A 14,505-nucleotide genomic window follows, 5' to 3' on the forward strand; every position below is an offset into this window, starting at 1 on the left:
GACCTGCGCGCTCAGTCCATCGTGCTGGTGATGGGCCGGTCGTCCCGGCGCTGGGGCACCAGGCGGCGGCGCGTCGCGGTGACGACGCGGTTGCCGTAGGCCCCCGTCACCGGCGGCATCTCCGGGCGCTCCATCTCCTTCTTGGCGTGGTGGTCGGTCCGGTGCTCCGGGCGCCACAGCTTCAGCGCGACCAGCAGCTTCTGCCACCAGGCCAGGTCCGCACGAGTGCTCACGAGGGTTCCTCCAGGTCGCCGGGACGGTACGTCTGCGCACATCCTCTCATCCCGGCCGATAATCGCTGGTCCGGTGTCGGACCCTCGGCCTACGCTGAGCGACGCCATGCGCGACTTCCCACCCACCGTCACCGCCTGGACCGACGCCCGCGACGGGGCCGGTCACCGGGCGGGCATCGGCATACCCGACACCCGGGGCCCGGTGCGCTTCCTGTGGTGGCTGCTGCGCCAGCAGGGCGACCTCGTGCTCGCCGGGTGCCTGCTCAGCCTGCTCTGGATGCTGCCGACAGCCCTCACCCCGTGGATCTTCGGGCAGGCGATCGACCAGGGCATCCTCGTCGGGGACGCCGGCCGCACCGCGCTGTGGTGCGGTGCCCTGCTGCTCGTCACGCTGGTCGGAGCCAGCAGCGGTGTCTTCTACCACACGGTCGTCGTGCGTTCCTGGCTGTACGCCGCGTACGGCCAGACCCGGCTGGTCACCCATCAGGTCACCCGGCTGGGCCACGTGATGCCGCGGCGCGCCCCGACCGGCGAGGTGCTCAGCGTCAACGGCAGCGACGGCGACCAGTTCGGCCACTTCATCGAGATCTTCTCCCGGCTCGTCGGCAATGTCGTCGCCTACGTCCTCGTCGCGGTCATCGTGCTGCAGATCTCGGTGCCGCTCGGCCTCGTCGTGCTGCTCGTGGCGCCGGTGCTGGCGCTCGTCTCCTCGGTCCTGCTGCGCCCCATGGCCGCCGCGCAGACCCGGGAGCGCAGCCGCGACTCCGAGCTGACCTCGATGGCCACCGACATCGTCGCGGGCCTGCGGATCCTGCGCGGGATCGGCGGCGAGCGCATCTTCGGCGCCAACTACGCCCGGCAGAGCCAGCGGGTGCGCCAGGCCGGGGTGCAGGCGGGCTCCTGGGGCGCCTTCGTCGAGGCCGTGGGCGTGCTGCTCTCGGGGCTCTTCGTCGTCGCGCTCATGGTGCTCGGCGTGCAGCGGGTGCGCACGGGCGACATCGAGATCGGTGAGCTCGTCACCTTCCTCGGGTATGCCCTCTTCCTGGTCCAGCCGATCCGCGTCGTCTTCGAGGCGGCCCAGCAGATCACCCGCTCGGTCGTCTCCGCCCGCAAGACCATCGGCGTCTTCGGCACCACCGACCCCTGGCCGGACCGGACGCCGCTGGAGCCCGACCAGCTCCGCGGGCTGGCCGCCGGCGAGCTGGTCGACGAGGCCTCCGGGCTGCGGGTGCGGCCGGGCCGGCTGACGATGGTGGTCAGCGCCCTGCCGGACGAGAGCGCGCGCCTGGCCGACCGCCTCGGCCGCTACCTGCCCGCCGGCGACACCGTGCCCTCCGGCGACGACGAGGCCACCGGCCGCGCCGCCCGCCGGGCCGCCGCCGAGCGGTCCCGGGTCCGCTCCGACCTGGAGGGCCGCGACGCCGCGCGCGCTCAGGGCGCGTGGGGCGTGACCCTGGGCGGCACCGACATCGCCGGGCTGCCGCTGGACCAGCTGCGCTCGCTCGTGCTCGTGAGCGACACCGCGGCGCACGTCTTCGCCGGCACGCTGCAGGACGCCGTCGACCCGCACCGCACGCTGGACCGCGAGCAGGCCGAGGCCGCGCTGCACGCGGCCGCCGCCGAGGACGTCTACGACATCCTGCCCGGCGGCTGGCAGGGCGTGCTCGACGAGCGCGGCCGCGGCCTGTCCGGCGGCCAGCGCCAGCGGCTCGTGCTCACCCGGGCGCTCGCGGCCGACCCTCCCGTGCTCGTCCTCGTCGAGCCGACCTCGGCGGTGGACGCCCACACCGAGGCCCGCATCGCCGAGCGGCTCCCGGCTCACCGGCAGGGGCTGACGACGGTCGTCATGACCGCCTCCCCGCTGCTGCTGCACCACGCCGACGAGGTGGCCTTCCTCGTCGACGGCAAGGTGAGCGCCACCGGCTCGCACGACGAGCTCGTGGCCGGGGACCCGGCATACCGCTCGACGGTGCTGCGCGGCGAGACCGACGGCACCGGCGCGACGACCAACACCACGACGACCGGCACGACCGCCGAGGACCAGGAGGTGACCCCGTGACCAGCCTGCTCGACCCCGACCTGCGCGAGCGCTCCGCGCGCACCTGGCGCGAGGCCGACGACCGGGCACCCGCCGTGCCCGACCTCCTGCGCCCCCCGGCACCCGGCTCGACCGGGCTGCGGGAGCGGCACCGGCTGCTCTGGCAGCGGCACGCGCTGCGTCGCGAGCGTGCCCGGGCCAACCTCGTGACCGCGCTGGACCCGGACCGCGGCCTGCCCGTGGCGAGGTCGCGCACGGTCGTGGACTACCTGCGCGGGCTGCTGCGCGAGCGCTCCTGGCTCGTCGTGCTCGTCATCCTCGCCAACGGCCTGGCCGCAGCCACCGCGCTCGCCGTGCCCAGGCTGCTCGGCAACCTCGTCGACGAGGTCGACCTCTCCGGCGGCGACCCCGCGGCGGACGTGGTGCGCGACATCGTGCTGCTCGTCGTCGTCGTGCTCGTGGCGCAGGCCGTCCTCACCTACGCCGCCAAGGGGCTCGCGGCGGTGCTCGGCCAGGGCGTGCTCGCGCAGGCCCGCGAGCACGTCATCCGGGCCGTGCTCCGGCTGCCGCTGGGCAAGGTCGAGTCGGCCAGCACCGGCGACCTCGTCACCCGCGTCACCCGTGACGTCGGCTCGATGAGCGGGGCGGTGCGCTGGGCCCTGCCCGAGTTCATCATCGGGGTCGTCACGGTGCTGCTCACCGTGGTCTTCATGGTGCTCAACTCCTGGGCGCTGGCGCTGCCGACCCTGGTCACCGCGTCGCTGTCGCTGTGGCAGGTCCGCCGCTACCTGCAGCAGGCGCCGGCCGGTTACCTGCTGGAGGGCGCGACCTACAGCGACATCAACAGCACGCTCACCGAGACCGTGGAGGGTGCCCGGACGGTCGAGGCATACCGGATGCAGCAGGACCGGCGCTCCGCCGGCGTCGACGACATCGAGGTGTCCTCGCAGGCCGAGCGCTACGGCCTGGTGCTGCGCAACGTGCTCTTCGCCGTGATGGACATGGCCTTCTCGCTGCCGCGGGTCATCACCCTCGTCGTCGGAGCCTGGCTCTACTCCCGGGATGCGGTGACGATCGGCGACATCACCACGGCGATGCTCTACATCGAGCTGTTCTACGCGCCCTTCGACCGGCTGGTCGGCACCATCGACCGCCTCCAGGTCGGCGTCGCCTCGACGACCCGTCTGCTGGGGATCGCCGAGGTGCCGCCGGACCGCACCGCGGGCGAGGACCGGCCGGAGGGCAGCACCCTCGTCGGGAGCGGGCTGCGGTATGCCTACCGCCCCGGCCACGACGTGCTGCACGGCATCGACCTGCGGCTGGAGCCGGGGGAGCGGCTGGCGATCGTCGGGCCGTCCGGGTCGGGCAAGTCGACGCTGGGCCGGCTCATCTCGGGCATCCACGCGCCGACGGCCGGCACGGTGCGGGTCGGCGGCGTGGAGCTGACCGAGCTGCCGCTGGAGCTGCTGCGCACCGAGGTCGCGCTCGTCACCCAGGAGCACCACGTGTTCCGCGGGTCGGTGCGCGACAACGTCGAGCTGGCGCGCGACGGCGCGGGCGAGGACGGGGTATGGCGTGCGCTCGCCACGGTCGACGCGCTCGGCTGGGTGCGGGCGCTGCCGCAGGGCCTGGACACAGTCCTGGGGTCGGGCCACCACGAGGTGACGCCCGCGCAGGCGCAGCAGATCGCGCTGGCCCGGCTCATCCTGGCCGACCCGCACACGCTCGTGCTGGACGAGGCGACCAGCCTCATCGACCCGCGCACGGCCCGGCACCTGGAGGGCTCGATGAACGCCCTGCTCACCGGGCGCACCGTGGTCGCGATCGCGCACCGGCTGCACACGGCCCACGACGCCGACCGGATCGCGGTGGTGCAGGACGGCCGCGTCGTCGAGCTCGGCAGCCACGAGGAGCTCATGGCCGCCGAGGGTGAGTACGCCGCGCTCTGGCGGGCCTGGACCAGCTGACCGCCCCCGCCGCCCGGGTTCGACCGGCCGGGCGGCCGGGCGCCGGTCAGGCACTCCCGGGGGTCAGTCGGACTCCGGCTCCGGCGTTGTCGCGGGAGCGTCGCCCGCGTCGGCCTCGGGCGCCGGCGCGGGCTCGTAGTCCGGCCGGTCGGCGCCCTGGTGCTGCTGCTGCGGCTGCTCCTCGTGCCCGCCCCGCTCGTCCGTCGTTGCGAGCTTGCCCAGGGTGCGCGGGCGGAGCCGCTCGTCGGCCTGCCGGCGCAGCCGGCGCGGGTTGAGCCCGTGCTGGTCGTTGTAGCCCTTGACGATCGCCCCGCGCAGCTCGCGGACCGTCGCCTCGGGGTTGTCGGCGTCGTGCACGATCGTGTCGACCAGGCCCTGGGCCTTGAGGTCGAGCGCCGAGGCCTTCATCGTCTCCAGGGTCATCCCGACCTGCTCGACGCTGGGGTTGGCGACGCTGTAGAGGATCGAGGCGGTGGAGCGCGGCTCGGAGACGAAGCCGAGGGCGCTGTCCAGCATGATCGTCTCGCGCCCGAAGGGGGTCGTCGCCAGGCCGCCACCGGAGCCCATCGCCCCGGTGATCACCGAGATGGTGGGGAAGGGGTGGGAGGCGGCCCGCTTGATGCTCTGCGCGATCGCGCGCGACTGGCCGCGCCGCTCGGCCGCCATCGACGGCATCGCGCCCAGGGTGTCGGTGAAGAAGACGATCGGCAGGTCCCAGCGCTCGGCCGCGGTCATCATGCGCACGGCGTACTCGAAGTCCTCCGGGCTCGGGTTCGCCGGGCGCTTGCCGACATACCCCCCGGAAATCGTGTAGGACGGCTGGTCGCCGATGACCATGAACGACTGCCCGCCCAGGGTCGCCAGCGCGGCGATGATGCTCGGGTAGGTCTTCTGGTCCTCGAAGCGGACGTGGTTGTAGAACGGCACCGCGCCGTCGAAGACGTGCCGCAGGAAGTATTCGGTGTCCAGCCGGGCGGCACCGGCGGCGATCTCGTTGTAGCGCGCCATGAGCGACTCCCGGGGCGAGGCGCTGTCGCGGTCGCGACGGTCCCGCGGCAGCTCCACCTCATCCTTGGCTTCCTGGCGGTCCCACAGCGCCGCGGAGAAGCCCTCGGCCCCCGCGGTCACCGTGCGCGACCCGGTCTCGGCCAGCGCGTCCTCGGAGTCCTTGACCCGCAGCCGGTTGCCGGTCCGTCCCGAGCCCAGCACCTGGCCGACGAAGGAGATCAGCTCGTCGACATCCTTGACCAGCACGTCCACGTTGCGGTCCAGGTAGTTCGCCTCGGCGCTCTGCAACCCGCGCGGGACCTCCCGGCCCTCGAAGGTCTCGATGACCCGGCGCCCGGCGAAGCCGTAGTCGGTGCCCTCCAGGGCGACGATGAGGTCGGCCACGGGCACGGCACTGGCCGACATGCCGCCCCAGACCTGACCGGCCAGCACCGAGATGTAGGGCCGGTTGGTGGTGTGCTGGAACTTGTTGGCGGCCGCCGCCATCCGCTGCATCTGCACCAGGCCGAGGACGTTCTCGTGCTGGCGCACGCCGGAGGAGGCGCCCATGCTGATGAGCGGCAGGCCCTCGCGCTCGGCCAGCTCGGCCGCCTGGACGAACTTCTCGCCGGCGACCTCCCCGAGCGAGCCGGCGAAGAAGGACCAGTCGACGACATACACGACCGCGCGCTCGCCGTCGAAGTGCCCGATGCCGAAGCGCGCCGACTCGCTCGTGCCCGAGCGGGCCTCGGCGTTGCGCAGCTTGTCCGTGTAGCGCTCGATGGTGTCCCCGACGCGGCGCTGCAGGCCGATGAGGTCGTCGACGACGCGCAGGTGGCCGAAGCGCTCCTGGAGGTTGACCGCCTCCATGAAGCGGGCCACCGCCTGGGTGGGGTTGAGGCCGGGGCGCGACTCGTAGAGGCTGGCGACCGTGCGCGGCACGACCGGGCGCCGGTCCAGCAGGTCCGGGGTGACGCCGCCCTCGCCGAAGACGTCGTCGACGTCGAGATCGGGGTCCTCGTGATCGCGGCGCTCGCGGGAATCGGACATGAGGTCGAACGCTAGCAGCCGGGCGGTGCCGGGCCGGGGAGGACCACGGCGGATAATGGCTGCCCGTGGTCGCCGTCCTGGAGGGGTTCTCGCTCATCGCCGCGGTCGTGGCCGTGGGGTGGCTGCTGGCGCACACCGGCCTCTTCGGCCGGGACGAGCAGCGGATGCTCGCCCGGCTCACCTTCTGGGTCGGCTCGCCCGCGCTGCTCTTCCTCATCGTCTCCCGCGCTGACGTGCAGGTGATCTTCTCCGGGTTCCTCGTCGCGACGGTGGCGGCGGTCGCGGTGTGCGCGGCGGCATACCTCGTGGTCGCCCGGCTCGTGCTGCACCGGCGGTGGGCGGACGCGGTCATGGGCGGGATGGCGGCGAGCTACGTCAACGCCAACAACCTCGGCATCCCCATCGCCCTCTACGTGCTCGGCGACGCCTCCTGGTCCGCGCCGGTGCTGCTCATGCAGCTGCTCGTGCTGCAGCCGGGCTGGCTGGCGGCGCTGGACGCGACCCGGGTGGGGAGGGTGTCGTGGCGGCGGCTGGTCCGCTCGCCGCTGACCAACCCGCTGACGATCGGGACGGTGCTCGGGCTCGTGGTCAACCTCTCCGGCTGGACGCCGCCGGAGCTGCTGCTCGCGCCGGTCGAGCTGGTCAGCGGGGTCGCCGTGCCCTGCATGCTCATCGCCTTCGGCCTGTCGCTGCGGCTCTCGCCGCTGCCGCGCCGGGACGCCCTCGCCGAGCCGGTGACGGTCGTGCTCGTCAAGCTCGTGCTCATGCCGCTGGTCGCCGGGCTGGTCGCAGGCCCGGTGCTGTCGCTGGACCGCGCGGACGTGCTCGCGGTGGTGGTCATGTCCGCGCTGCCGACGGCGCAGAACGTCTACGTGCTGTCCGTGGCCTACGGCCGCGGCGAGCGGATCGCCCGCGACGGCGTCTTCCTCACCACCGTGCTGTCGCTGCCGGTGATGCTGCTCGTGACCGCGATCCTGGGGTGACTAGCCTTGCGGGTATGCGGTTGAGCGAGTTCTGGGAGCTGGTCGAGCAGGAGTTCGGCTCCGGCTACGGCGCCGTCGTCGCGCGCACGCAGGTGCTGGGGAGCCTGGGCGGGCGCACCATCGAGGACGCCCTGGAGCAGGGGGAGCGGCCGCGCCGGGTCTGGGAGGCGGTCTGCCGCGACATGGACGTCCCGCCCGAGCACCAGCACCTGCCGGACGTGCCGCCGAAGGACTGAGGGGACGCGATGGCCACGGTGCGCCTCTACAACACCGTCTTCGACTGCGAGGACGCGCTGGCGCTGTCCCGCTTCTGGGCCGACGTGCTGGGGTGGGACCTGAGGCAGCAGGAGCCGGGCTGGGCCACCGTCGGCGACCCGGACGGGCCGCAGCGGCTCGGCTTCGGTCCGGTCCCCGAGGGCAAGAGCGTCAAGAACCGGGTGCACGTCGACCTGCTGCCCGAGCAGGGCGTGAGCCGGGAGGCCGAGAGGGCCCGGCTCGAGGGGCTGGGCGCGCGGCTGCTGCAGACCGTCACCGAGGACGGGCACGTCGCGCACGACCTCATGGCCGACCCCGAGGGCAACGAGTTCTGCCTGCTCGAGCCCTACCCGGGGTACTTCGAGGCGGAGGATCCCGCGCAGGACGCCGGTCCCGGGCTCCGGTCGGCGGCCGCGATCTTCCCCGTGCGGGACCTCGGGGCCGCGATCGCGCACTACGCGGCGCTGGGCTTCGAGGTGCACGCCTACGAGGGGGACGCGGCATACGCCTTCGCCGAGCGCGACGGCGTCGCCCTCCACCTGGCCGGCGTGGACGACGTGCGGCCCGGGTCCAACCTCAGCGCGGTCTACCTCTACGTCGCCGATGCCGACGCCCTGCACGCCGAGTGGGCGGCCGCCGGCGTGGGCGGGCGCCTGCACGAGCCGATGGACACCGACTACGGCCTGCGGGAGGGCGCGCACGTCGACCCGGACGGCAACCTGCTGCGCTTCGGCTCCGCGACCACCTGATCGGCCCCCACCGGCCCTACCGCAGTCCCACCGGCCACGCGCTCGGACGTCTGCCCGGAGTCCCGTTCCACACCACCAGTCCCACCGGTTACGCGCTGCGAGGAAATCGTCAGACGCCCACGCCATCACCCCGGCGTCTGCGGATTTCCCGGCATCGCGGTGCGCGTGAGGCTGCTGTGGTGCAGGTGATCTGACCGAGGCCTGCTGAACCGCCCGTCGCGCCAGAGCCCTATCGCGTGGGTGGATGATGGAGTCGAAGTGGTCATCCACGCGATGAAGCTGCGCGGACGCTACTACCCGAGAGGAGGGCGGACATGACCTTCGAGATGACGGACCACGTGCCCGGACTCACGGATGCCCGCGTTGCTGAACTCGTCGAGGCGGCGGAGGCCGGACACGACCTCACCGATGCGGAGGTTGAGCCCAACCCCCATCTCGGTCACGCACAGGTCGTGCCGGAGGAACTGTGGGGTGCCATCGAGGAGCGTGCCCGTCAGGACTGACGGTCTCCGGAGGCGGTGGTGCGTGAAGCGCTCTCGAGGTATCTCGACACCGCCTGAGCGGCCGTCACCGCCCCCTCAGACCAGGGCGCGCTCCAGGAGGACCTCGGCCAGCTGCACGGTGTTGAGCGCGGCACCCTTGCGCAGGTTGTCGTTCGAGATGAAGAGCACGAGACCGCGGCCGTCCGGCACGGACTGGTCGACGCGGATCCGGCCGACGAGGGAGGGGTCCTTGCCCGCGGCCTGCAGCGGCGTCGGGACGTCGGCCAGCGCCACCCCGGGCGCCTGCGCGAGCAGCTCGCGCGCCTGGTCCGGCGTGATCGGCTCGGCGAACTCGGCGTGCACCGCGAGGCTGTGCCCGGTGAAGACCGGCACCCGCACGCAGGTGCCCGAGACGGCGAGGCCCGGTATGCCGAGGATCTTGCGCGACTCGTTGCGCAGCTTGATCTCCTCGGTCGTCTCGTCGTCGGCGCCGAGGTCACCGGCCAGGGGCAGGACGTTAAAGGCGATGGGGGCGACGTAGACCCCGGGCTCGGGCATCGCGACCGCGCCGCCGTCGTGGGTGAGCGTCTCGACCGGCAGGTCGCCACCCAGGGCGGCGCGGGCCTGGTCGGCGAGCTCGGTGACACCGGCCAGCCCCGAGCCGGAGACGGCCTGGTAGGTCGCGACCCGCAGCCGCTCCAGGCCGGCCTGCTCGTGCAGCGGGCGCAGCACCGGCATCGCGGCCATCGTGGTGCAGTTGGGGTTGGCGACGATGCGCTTCCCGCCCTCGGCCAGCGCGAGCGCCAGGTCGTCGGGGTTGACCTCGCTCACCACCAGCGGCACGGCGTCGTCCATCCGCCAGGCGGAGGAGTTGTCGACCACGACCGCGCCGGCCTCGGCGAAGCGCGGCGCGTGCTCCTTGCTGGCGCCGCCCCCGGCGGAGAAGAGGGCGACGTCGATGCCCGAGAGGTCGGCGGTCGCGACGTCCTCGACCTCGATGTCGCGGGCCACGTCATACCCCGGCGCGCCGGCGGCGGACCCCGCCCAGGCCAGGGTCGTGCCCGCGGAGCGGGCGGAGGCGAGGTAGCGCACGGAGGCGACCGGGAAGTCGCGCTCGGCGAGCAGCCGGCGCATGACGGCACCGACCTGGCCGGTCGCCCCGACGATCGCGACGTGCAGCCGCCGCCCGTCCTGCGCGCCGGTGTCCTGACGCTGCTGCGCCTCGGTCATGGTGCTCACCGTCCCGTCCCGCCGTAGACCACGGCCTCTTCCTCGGCGTCCAGGTCGAAGGCGGTATGCACCGAGCGCACCGCCTCCTGCAGGTCGCTCTGGTCGCAGATCACCGAGATCCGGATCTCGGAGGTGCTGATCATCTCGATGTTGACCCCGGCGTCGGCGAGGGCGGAGAAGAGCCGGCTCGCGACCGAGGGGTTGGAGCGCATGCCCGCCCCCACGAGGGAGAGCTTGCCGACGTGGCTGGTCCAGAGCACGTCGGCGAAGCCCATCTGCTCCTGCAGGCCGCGCACCGCGGCGACCGCGGTCTGGCCGTCGCTCTCGGGGAGGGTGAAGGAGATGTCGGAGGTCTCGGCGTCGGTCGTCGAGACGTTCTGCACGATCATGTCGATCGACACCCCGGCCTGGGAGACGGCGCCGATGACGGCGGCCGCGGCGCCGGGCCGGTCCGGGATGCCGACGGCGGTGATCTTGCCCAGGGACGTGTCGTGCGCGATGCCGGAGATGATCGGCTCTTCCATGGTGTCCTCCGTGAGGGGTCGCCCGACCAGGATCCAGGTGCCTTCCTGGTCGGAGAAGCTGCTGCGGACGTGCAGGGGCACCTGGAAGCGGCGGGCGTACTCCACCGCGCGCAGGTGCAGGATCTTGGCGCCGTGCGCCGCCATCTCGAGGGTCTCCTCGATGGTGATGCGGGTGACGCGCCGGGCGCTGGGGACGATGCGCGGGTCGGCGGTGTAGAGCCCGTCGACGTCGGTGTAGATCTCGCACACGTCGGCGTGGAGGGCCGCCGCGAGCGCGACCGCGGTGGTGTCCGAGCCGCCCCGGCCCAGGGTGGTGATGTCGTCGTCGGTGGAGATCCCCTGGAAGCCGGCGACGATCGCCACGGCGCCGTCCTCGAGGGTGCGGCGCACCCGGTCCGGCTGCACGTCGAGCAGCCGGGCGCGGCCGTGGGCGGTGTCCGTGCGCATCCCCGCCTGGGCGCCGGTGTAGCTGCGGGCCGGCACGCCGAGCTGCTCGATCGCCATGGCCAGCAGCGCCATCGAGATGCGCTCGCCGGCCGAGAGGAGCATGTCCATCTCGCGCTGCGGGGGAGCGCCGGTGGCGATCTGTCCGGCGAGGTCGAGCAGGTCGTCGGTCGTGTCTCCCATGGCGGAGACGACGACGGCGACCCGGTCGCCCGCCCGGTGGGCGGCGACGACGCGCTGGGCGACGCGGCGCATCGCCTCGGCGTCGGCGACCGAGGAGCCGCCGAACTTCATCACGAGCAGAGCCATGGAACTTCCTGTGCAGGGGTATGCGAGTACCTGGGAGGCCGGACGGCGGCGTCCCGACCTCGTGGGTCCGAGGAGCAAGTCTAGGGGGCGCGCTCCTGTGCCCTTGACGCCGGGGAATCCGCACAGTGCAGAGCGTCCGGTGTGGTTGCGCGCCGGGCCCACGGCATACCCTCGGGGCCATGGATGACGAGGACCGGATCGCGCTGCTCATCGACTACGAGAACCTCGCGCTCGGGTCGCGCGACCACCTGGGCGTCCCCTTCGACCTGCGTCCGGTGGCGGACGCGCTGGCCGAGCGTGGCCGGGTGGTGACGCGGCGGGCGTACGCCGACTGGTCCTACTTCGACGAGGACCGCCGGATGCTCACCCGCAACCACGTCGAGCTCATCGAGATGACGCAGCGCATGGGCGCCTCGCGCAAGAACGCCGCGGACATCAAGATGGCGGTCGACGCGGTCGAGACGGCCTACGAACGTGACTACATCACCACCTTCGCGATCTGCACCGGGGACAGCGACTTCACCCCGCTGGTGCACAAGCTGCGCGAGCTCAACAAGCGGGTCATCGGCTTCGGGGTCCGCGACTCGACCTCGACGATGCTGCCGCCGGCCTGCGACGAGTTCCTCTACTACGACGACCTCGACGGGGTCGTCCCCGCCGGCGCCGAGGACACCTCCTCGCGCGGATCGGGGCGCAAGGGCCGAGGCCGCGGGTCCTCGGCCAAGGGCGGCGGGAGCTCCGCGCCGACGCAGGAGCCGGAGCCGACCGAGGACGCGGACGACGGGGGCGAGGACGCGACCGACGACAGCGCCCCCGACCTGGCATCGCTCGTCGCGCAGACCGTGTCCGGGCTGCAGCGCAGCAGCGGGGGAGCGGTCACCGCGTCGGTCCTCAAGCGGACGCTGGTGCGCAAGGACTCGACCTTCTCCGAGGCGGCCTACGGATTCCGTGCCTTCGGCGAGCTGCTGGAGCACCTCTCCGGTCGCGGCATCATCGACCTCAGCGCCGGCCCCGCCAAGGGGGACCCGGAGGTCACGCTCCCCGAGGAGGGCGGCCGCCCGGAGGCCTTCGCGCTGCTGCGGCAGACCGTGAGCGAGCTCGACGACGGCGGCGGCGTCGCGCTCTCCGGGCTCAAGGACCAGCTGCGCACCCGGCGCGAGGGCTTCTCCGAGAAGCCGCTCGGCTACGGCTCCTTCCTGCAGTTCGCCAAGGGGGCGGACGCCGCCGGCCTGGTGCAGCTGCGGCGCAAGGGCTCCGGGTATGTCGTGAGCGCCCCCTGAGGGCGCCCGGCGACACGCCAGGAGGTCCTGCTCGGACTCGTACAGGTTTTCGATTATCGTCGTCCACATGGTGCCGCCGCCGGCACGGTCGTCCACAGATCTTCTGTGGAGGCCGGGGTATGTCGGTGGGGGCCCCTAGCGTCTGACGCAGACGCAGGATCACCCGCCCGGGTGGCCCTCGCCGTCGGTCGAAGGTAGGCGCGCCCGCCACGAGACGAAGGAGCAGGCACATGCCGCAGGCAAGCAAGACCACCGGGGCGACCGGGGTCAACAACGACAGGCTCAGGGCCCTCGACACGGTCATGGCCCAGATCGAGAAGCAGCACGGCAAGGGCTCGGTGATGCGCCTCGGCGACGAGGACCGCCCGCCGGTGCAGGTCATCCCGACCGGTGCCATCGCGCTGGACGTCGCGCTCGGCGTCGGCGGTCTGCCCCGCGGTCGCGTGGTGGAGATCTACGGCCCGGAGAGCAGCGGCAAGACCACGGTCGCGCTGCACGCCGTGGCCAACGCGCAGAAGGGCGGCGGGATCGCCGCCTTCATCGACGCCGAGCACGCGCTCGACCCGGAGTACGCCAAGAAGCTGGGCGTCGACACCGACGCGCTGCTCGTGAGCCAGCCGGACACCGGCGAGCAGGCGCTGGAGATCGCGGACATGCTCATCCGCTCCGGCGCCCTGGACATCATCGTCATCGACTCGGTCGCGGCGCTGGTGCCCCGCGCCGAGATCGAGGGCGAGATGGGCGACAGCCACGTGGGTCTGCAGGCCCGGCTCATGAGCCAGGCGCTGCGCAAGATCACCGGTGCGCTCAACTCGACCGGCACCACCGCGATCTTCATCAACCAGCTGCGGGAGAAGATCGGCGTGATGTTCGGCTCGCCGGAGACCACGACCGGTGGCAAGGCGCTGAAGTTCTACGCCTCGGTGCGGATCGACGTGCGCCGGATCGAGACCCTCAAGGACGGCACCGACGCGGTCGGCAACCGGACCCGGGCCAAGATCGTCAAGAACAAGGTGTCCCCGCCGTTCAAGCAGGCCGAGTTCGACATCCTCTACGGCCACGGCATCTCCCGCGAGGGAGGGCTGATCGACATGGGTGTCGAGCACGGCTTCGTGCGCAAGTCCGGCGCCTGGTACACCTACGAGGGCGAGCAGATGGGCCAGGGCAAGGAGAACGCCCGGCAGTTCCTCAAGGACAACCCGGACATCGCCGACACCATCGACCGCAACATCAAGACCAAGCTCGGCATCGGTGCCCCGAAGCAGACGGAGGACCTCCCGGACGGGGTGGACCCGGTCACGGGTGAGGTCTCGGTCGACTTCTGATGGCCGGCGCAGACAGGCTGTCTGCGGCTCGCGAGGCGCTGGCGGCGGCCGAGGCCTCCGCCAGTGCCTCCGGTCTCCGTCCCGCCGACGCGACCAGTGTCCGGAGCAGCACCGAGCCGGACCCGCACGCCGTCGCCCGCAAGATCGTCCTGCGACAGCTGGCGATGGGCCCGCGCACCCGGCGCCAGCTCGAGGACAAGCTCGCCGACCGCGACTGCGACCCCCAGGTGGCTGCCCGCGTCCTGGACCGGATGGCCGAGGTGGGGCTGGTCGACGACGAGGCCTACGCCGAGATGTACGTCCGCTCCAAGCAGGAGACCAAGGGTCTGGCCGCCGGGGCGCTGCGCCAGGAGCTGCGCCGCAAGGGCGTCGCCGAGGAGGTCGTCGACAGCGCGCTCGACGACATCAACCCCGAGCACGAGCGGGAGCAGGCCCGCGCCCTCGTCAGGCGTCGGCTGCGCACCATGCAGGGTCTGGAGCGGGAGGTGCAGACCCGCCGGCTCGCGGGCTTCCTGGCCCGCAAGGGCTACAGCCCGGGTGTGTCCTACCAGGTCATCCGGGACGCCCTGGACGGTCTGCCCGAGCACCAGCGCGACTGAGCCGGCCGCCTCGCCCCCTCGCCGGGGCGCCGGCGAGGGGGGAGGACCTA

The 14,505-nt window shown here is 72.8% G+C and carries 13 protein-coding genes; 9 read left to right on the plus strand and 4 right to left on the minus strand.

Annotation, left to right across the window (positions count from 1 at the left end):
• Positions 1 to 11: 11 nt before the first annotated feature.
• Positions 12 to 233, minus strand: a complete 222-nt coding sequence (locus SGUI_RS16050; protein WP_066641949.1) for a hypothetical protein — start codon at positions 231 to 233, stop codon at positions 12 to 14.
• 106 nt (positions 234 to 339) lie between these two features.
• On the opposite strand from SGUI_RS16050, the gene SGUI_RS16055 reads away from it, so the two are divergent.
• On the plus strand, positions 340 to 2,292 hold the full coding sequence (locus tag SGUI_RS16055; RefSeq protein WP_083190756.1) for an ABC transporter transmembrane domain-containing protein: 1,953 nt from the start codon (positions 340 to 342) through the stop codon (positions 2,290 to 2,292).
• A complete protein-coding gene (locus SGUI_RS16060; protein ID WP_083190757.1) occupies positions 2,289 to 4,238 on the plus strand; it encodes an ABC transporter ATP-binding protein in 1,950 nt (649 codons plus the stop codon). The genes SGUI_RS16055 and SGUI_RS16060 overlap by 4 nt, the downstream gene beginning before the upstream one ends.
• Before the next feature lie 63 nt (positions 4,239 to 4,301).
• On the opposite strand, the gene SGUI_RS16065 is transcribed toward SGUI_RS16060, so the two are convergent.
• The gene (locus tag SGUI_RS16065; RefSeq protein WP_066641950.1) at positions 4,302 to 6,275 is read right to left on the minus strand and encodes a carboxyl transferase domain-containing protein; all 1,974 of its coding nucleotides are present in this window, start codon (positions 6,273 to 6,275) and stop codon (positions 4,302 to 4,304) included.
• Between the two features lie 65 nt (positions 6,276 to 6,340).
• On the opposite strand from SGUI_RS16065, the gene SGUI_RS16070 reads away from it, so the two are divergent.
• The 4 genes from SGUI_RS16070 to SGUI_RS16085 all read left to right on the plus strand — a co-directional run bounded on the left by SGUI_RS16070 (position 6,341) and on the right by SGUI_RS16085 (position 8,765).
• On the plus strand, positions 6,341 to 7,258 hold the full coding sequence (locus SGUI_RS16070; RefSeq protein ID WP_066641953.1) for an AEC family transporter: 918 nt from the start codon (positions 6,341 to 6,343) through the stop codon (positions 7,256 to 7,258).
• Between the two features lie 14 nt (positions 7,259 to 7,272).
• Positions 7,273 to 7,494: a DUF3046 domain-containing protein gene (locus SGUI_RS16075; protein WP_066641966.1), complete on the plus strand. Its 222-nt coding sequence runs from the start codon at positions 7,273 to 7,275 to the stop codon at positions 7,492 to 7,494.
• Positions 7,495 to 7,503: 9 nt separating this feature from the next.
• Positions 7,504 to 8,262, plus strand: a complete 759-nt coding sequence (locus SGUI_RS17875; RefSeq protein WP_202816589.1) for a VOC family protein — start codon at positions 7,504 to 7,506, stop codon at positions 8,260 to 8,262.
• Positions 8,263 to 8,576: 314 nt separating this feature from the next.
• On the plus strand, positions 8,577 to 8,765 hold the full coding sequence (locus SGUI_RS16085) for a hypothetical protein (RefSeq protein WP_066641967.1): 189 nt from the start codon (positions 8,577 to 8,579) through the stop codon (positions 8,763 to 8,765).
• 75 nt (positions 8,766 to 8,840) lie between these two features.
• Here SGUI_RS16085 and SGUI_RS16090 read toward each other — a convergent pair whose 3' ends face one another.
• A complete protein-coding gene (locus SGUI_RS16090) occupies positions 8,841 to 9,974 on the minus strand; it encodes an aspartate-semialdehyde dehydrogenase (protein ID WP_066643625.1) in 1,134 nt (377 codons plus the stop codon).
• A 5-nt stretch (positions 9,975 to 9,979) separates the two neighbouring features.
• Positions 9,980 to 11,251, minus strand: a complete 1,272-nt coding sequence (locus SGUI_RS16095; protein WP_066641971.1) for an aspartate kinase — start codon at positions 11,249 to 11,251, stop codon at positions 9,980 to 9,982.
• A 179-nt stretch (positions 11,252 to 11,430) separates the two neighbouring features.
• On the opposite strand from SGUI_RS16095, the gene SGUI_RS16100 reads away from it, so the two are divergent.
• From SGUI_RS16100 to SGUI_RS16110, 3 genes are all read left to right on the plus strand, one after another.
• Positions 11,431 to 12,531: an NYN domain-containing protein gene (locus SGUI_RS16100; protein ID WP_066641972.1), complete on the plus strand. Its 1,101-nt coding sequence runs from the start codon at positions 11,431 to 11,433 to the stop codon at positions 12,529 to 12,531.
• 302 nt (positions 12,532 to 12,833) lie between these two features.
• Positions 12,834 to 13,856: a recombinase RecA gene (gene recA / locus SGUI_RS16105; protein WP_472537424.1), complete on the plus strand. Its 1,023-nt coding sequence runs from the start codon at positions 12,834 to 12,836 to the stop codon at positions 13,854 to 13,856.
• A complete protein-coding gene (locus tag SGUI_RS16110) occupies positions 13,856 to 14,455 on the plus strand; it encodes a regulatory protein RecX (RefSeq protein WP_066641976.1) in 600 nt (199 codons plus the stop codon). Before recA ends, SGUI_RS16110 begins: the two co-directional genes overlap by 1 nt.
• Positions 14,456 to 14,505 lie beyond the last annotated feature (50 nt).

It is taken from the genome of Serinicoccus hydrothermalis, from assembly GCF_001685415.1.
Taxonomy (GTDB): Bacteria; Actinomycetota; Actinomycetes; order Actinomycetales; family Dermatophilaceae; genus Ornithinicoccus; species Ornithinicoccus hydrothermalis.

Bases quoted from the DNA above. Each gene is read 5' to 3' on its own strand.
- SGUI_RS16090 (WP_066643625.1), bottom strand. From the start codon at position 9,974: ATGACCGAGGCGCAGCAGCGTCAGGACACCGGCGCGCAGGACGGGCGG.
- recA (WP_472537424.1), top strand. From the start codon at position 12,834: ATGGCCCAGATCGAGAAGCAGCACGGCAAGGGCTCGGTGATGCGCCTC.
- SGUI_RS16100 (WP_066641972.1), top strand. From the start codon at position 11,431: ATGGATGACGAGGACCGGATCGCGCTGCTCATCGACTACGAGAACCTC.
- SGUI_RS16055 (WP_083190756.1), top strand. From the start codon at position 340: ATGCGCGACTTCCCACCCACCGTCACCGCCTGGACCGACGCCCGCGAC.
- SGUI_RS16110 (WP_066641976.1), top strand. From the start codon at position 13,856: ATGGCCGGCGCAGACAGGCTGTCTGCGGCTCGCGAGGCGCTGGCGGCG.
- SGUI_RS17875 (WP_202816589.1), top strand. From the start codon at position 7,504: ATGGCCACGGTGCGCCTCTACAACACCGTCTTCGACTGCGAGGACGCG.
- SGUI_RS16065 (WP_066641950.1), bottom strand. From the start codon at position 6,275: ATGTCCGATTCCCGCGAGCGCCGCGATCACGAGGACCCCGATCTCGAC.
- SGUI_RS16095 (WP_066641971.1), bottom strand. From the start codon at position 11,251: ATGGCTCTGCTCGTGATGAAGTTCGGCGGCTCCTCGGTCGCCGACGCC.
- SGUI_RS16085 (WP_066641967.1), top strand. From the start codon at position 8,577: ATGACCTTCGAGATGACGGACCACGTGCCCGGACTCACGGATGCCCGC.
- SGUI_RS16075 (WP_066641966.1), top strand. From the start codon at position 7,273: ATGCGGTTGAGCGAGTTCTGGGAGCTGGTCGAGCAGGAGTTCGGCTCC.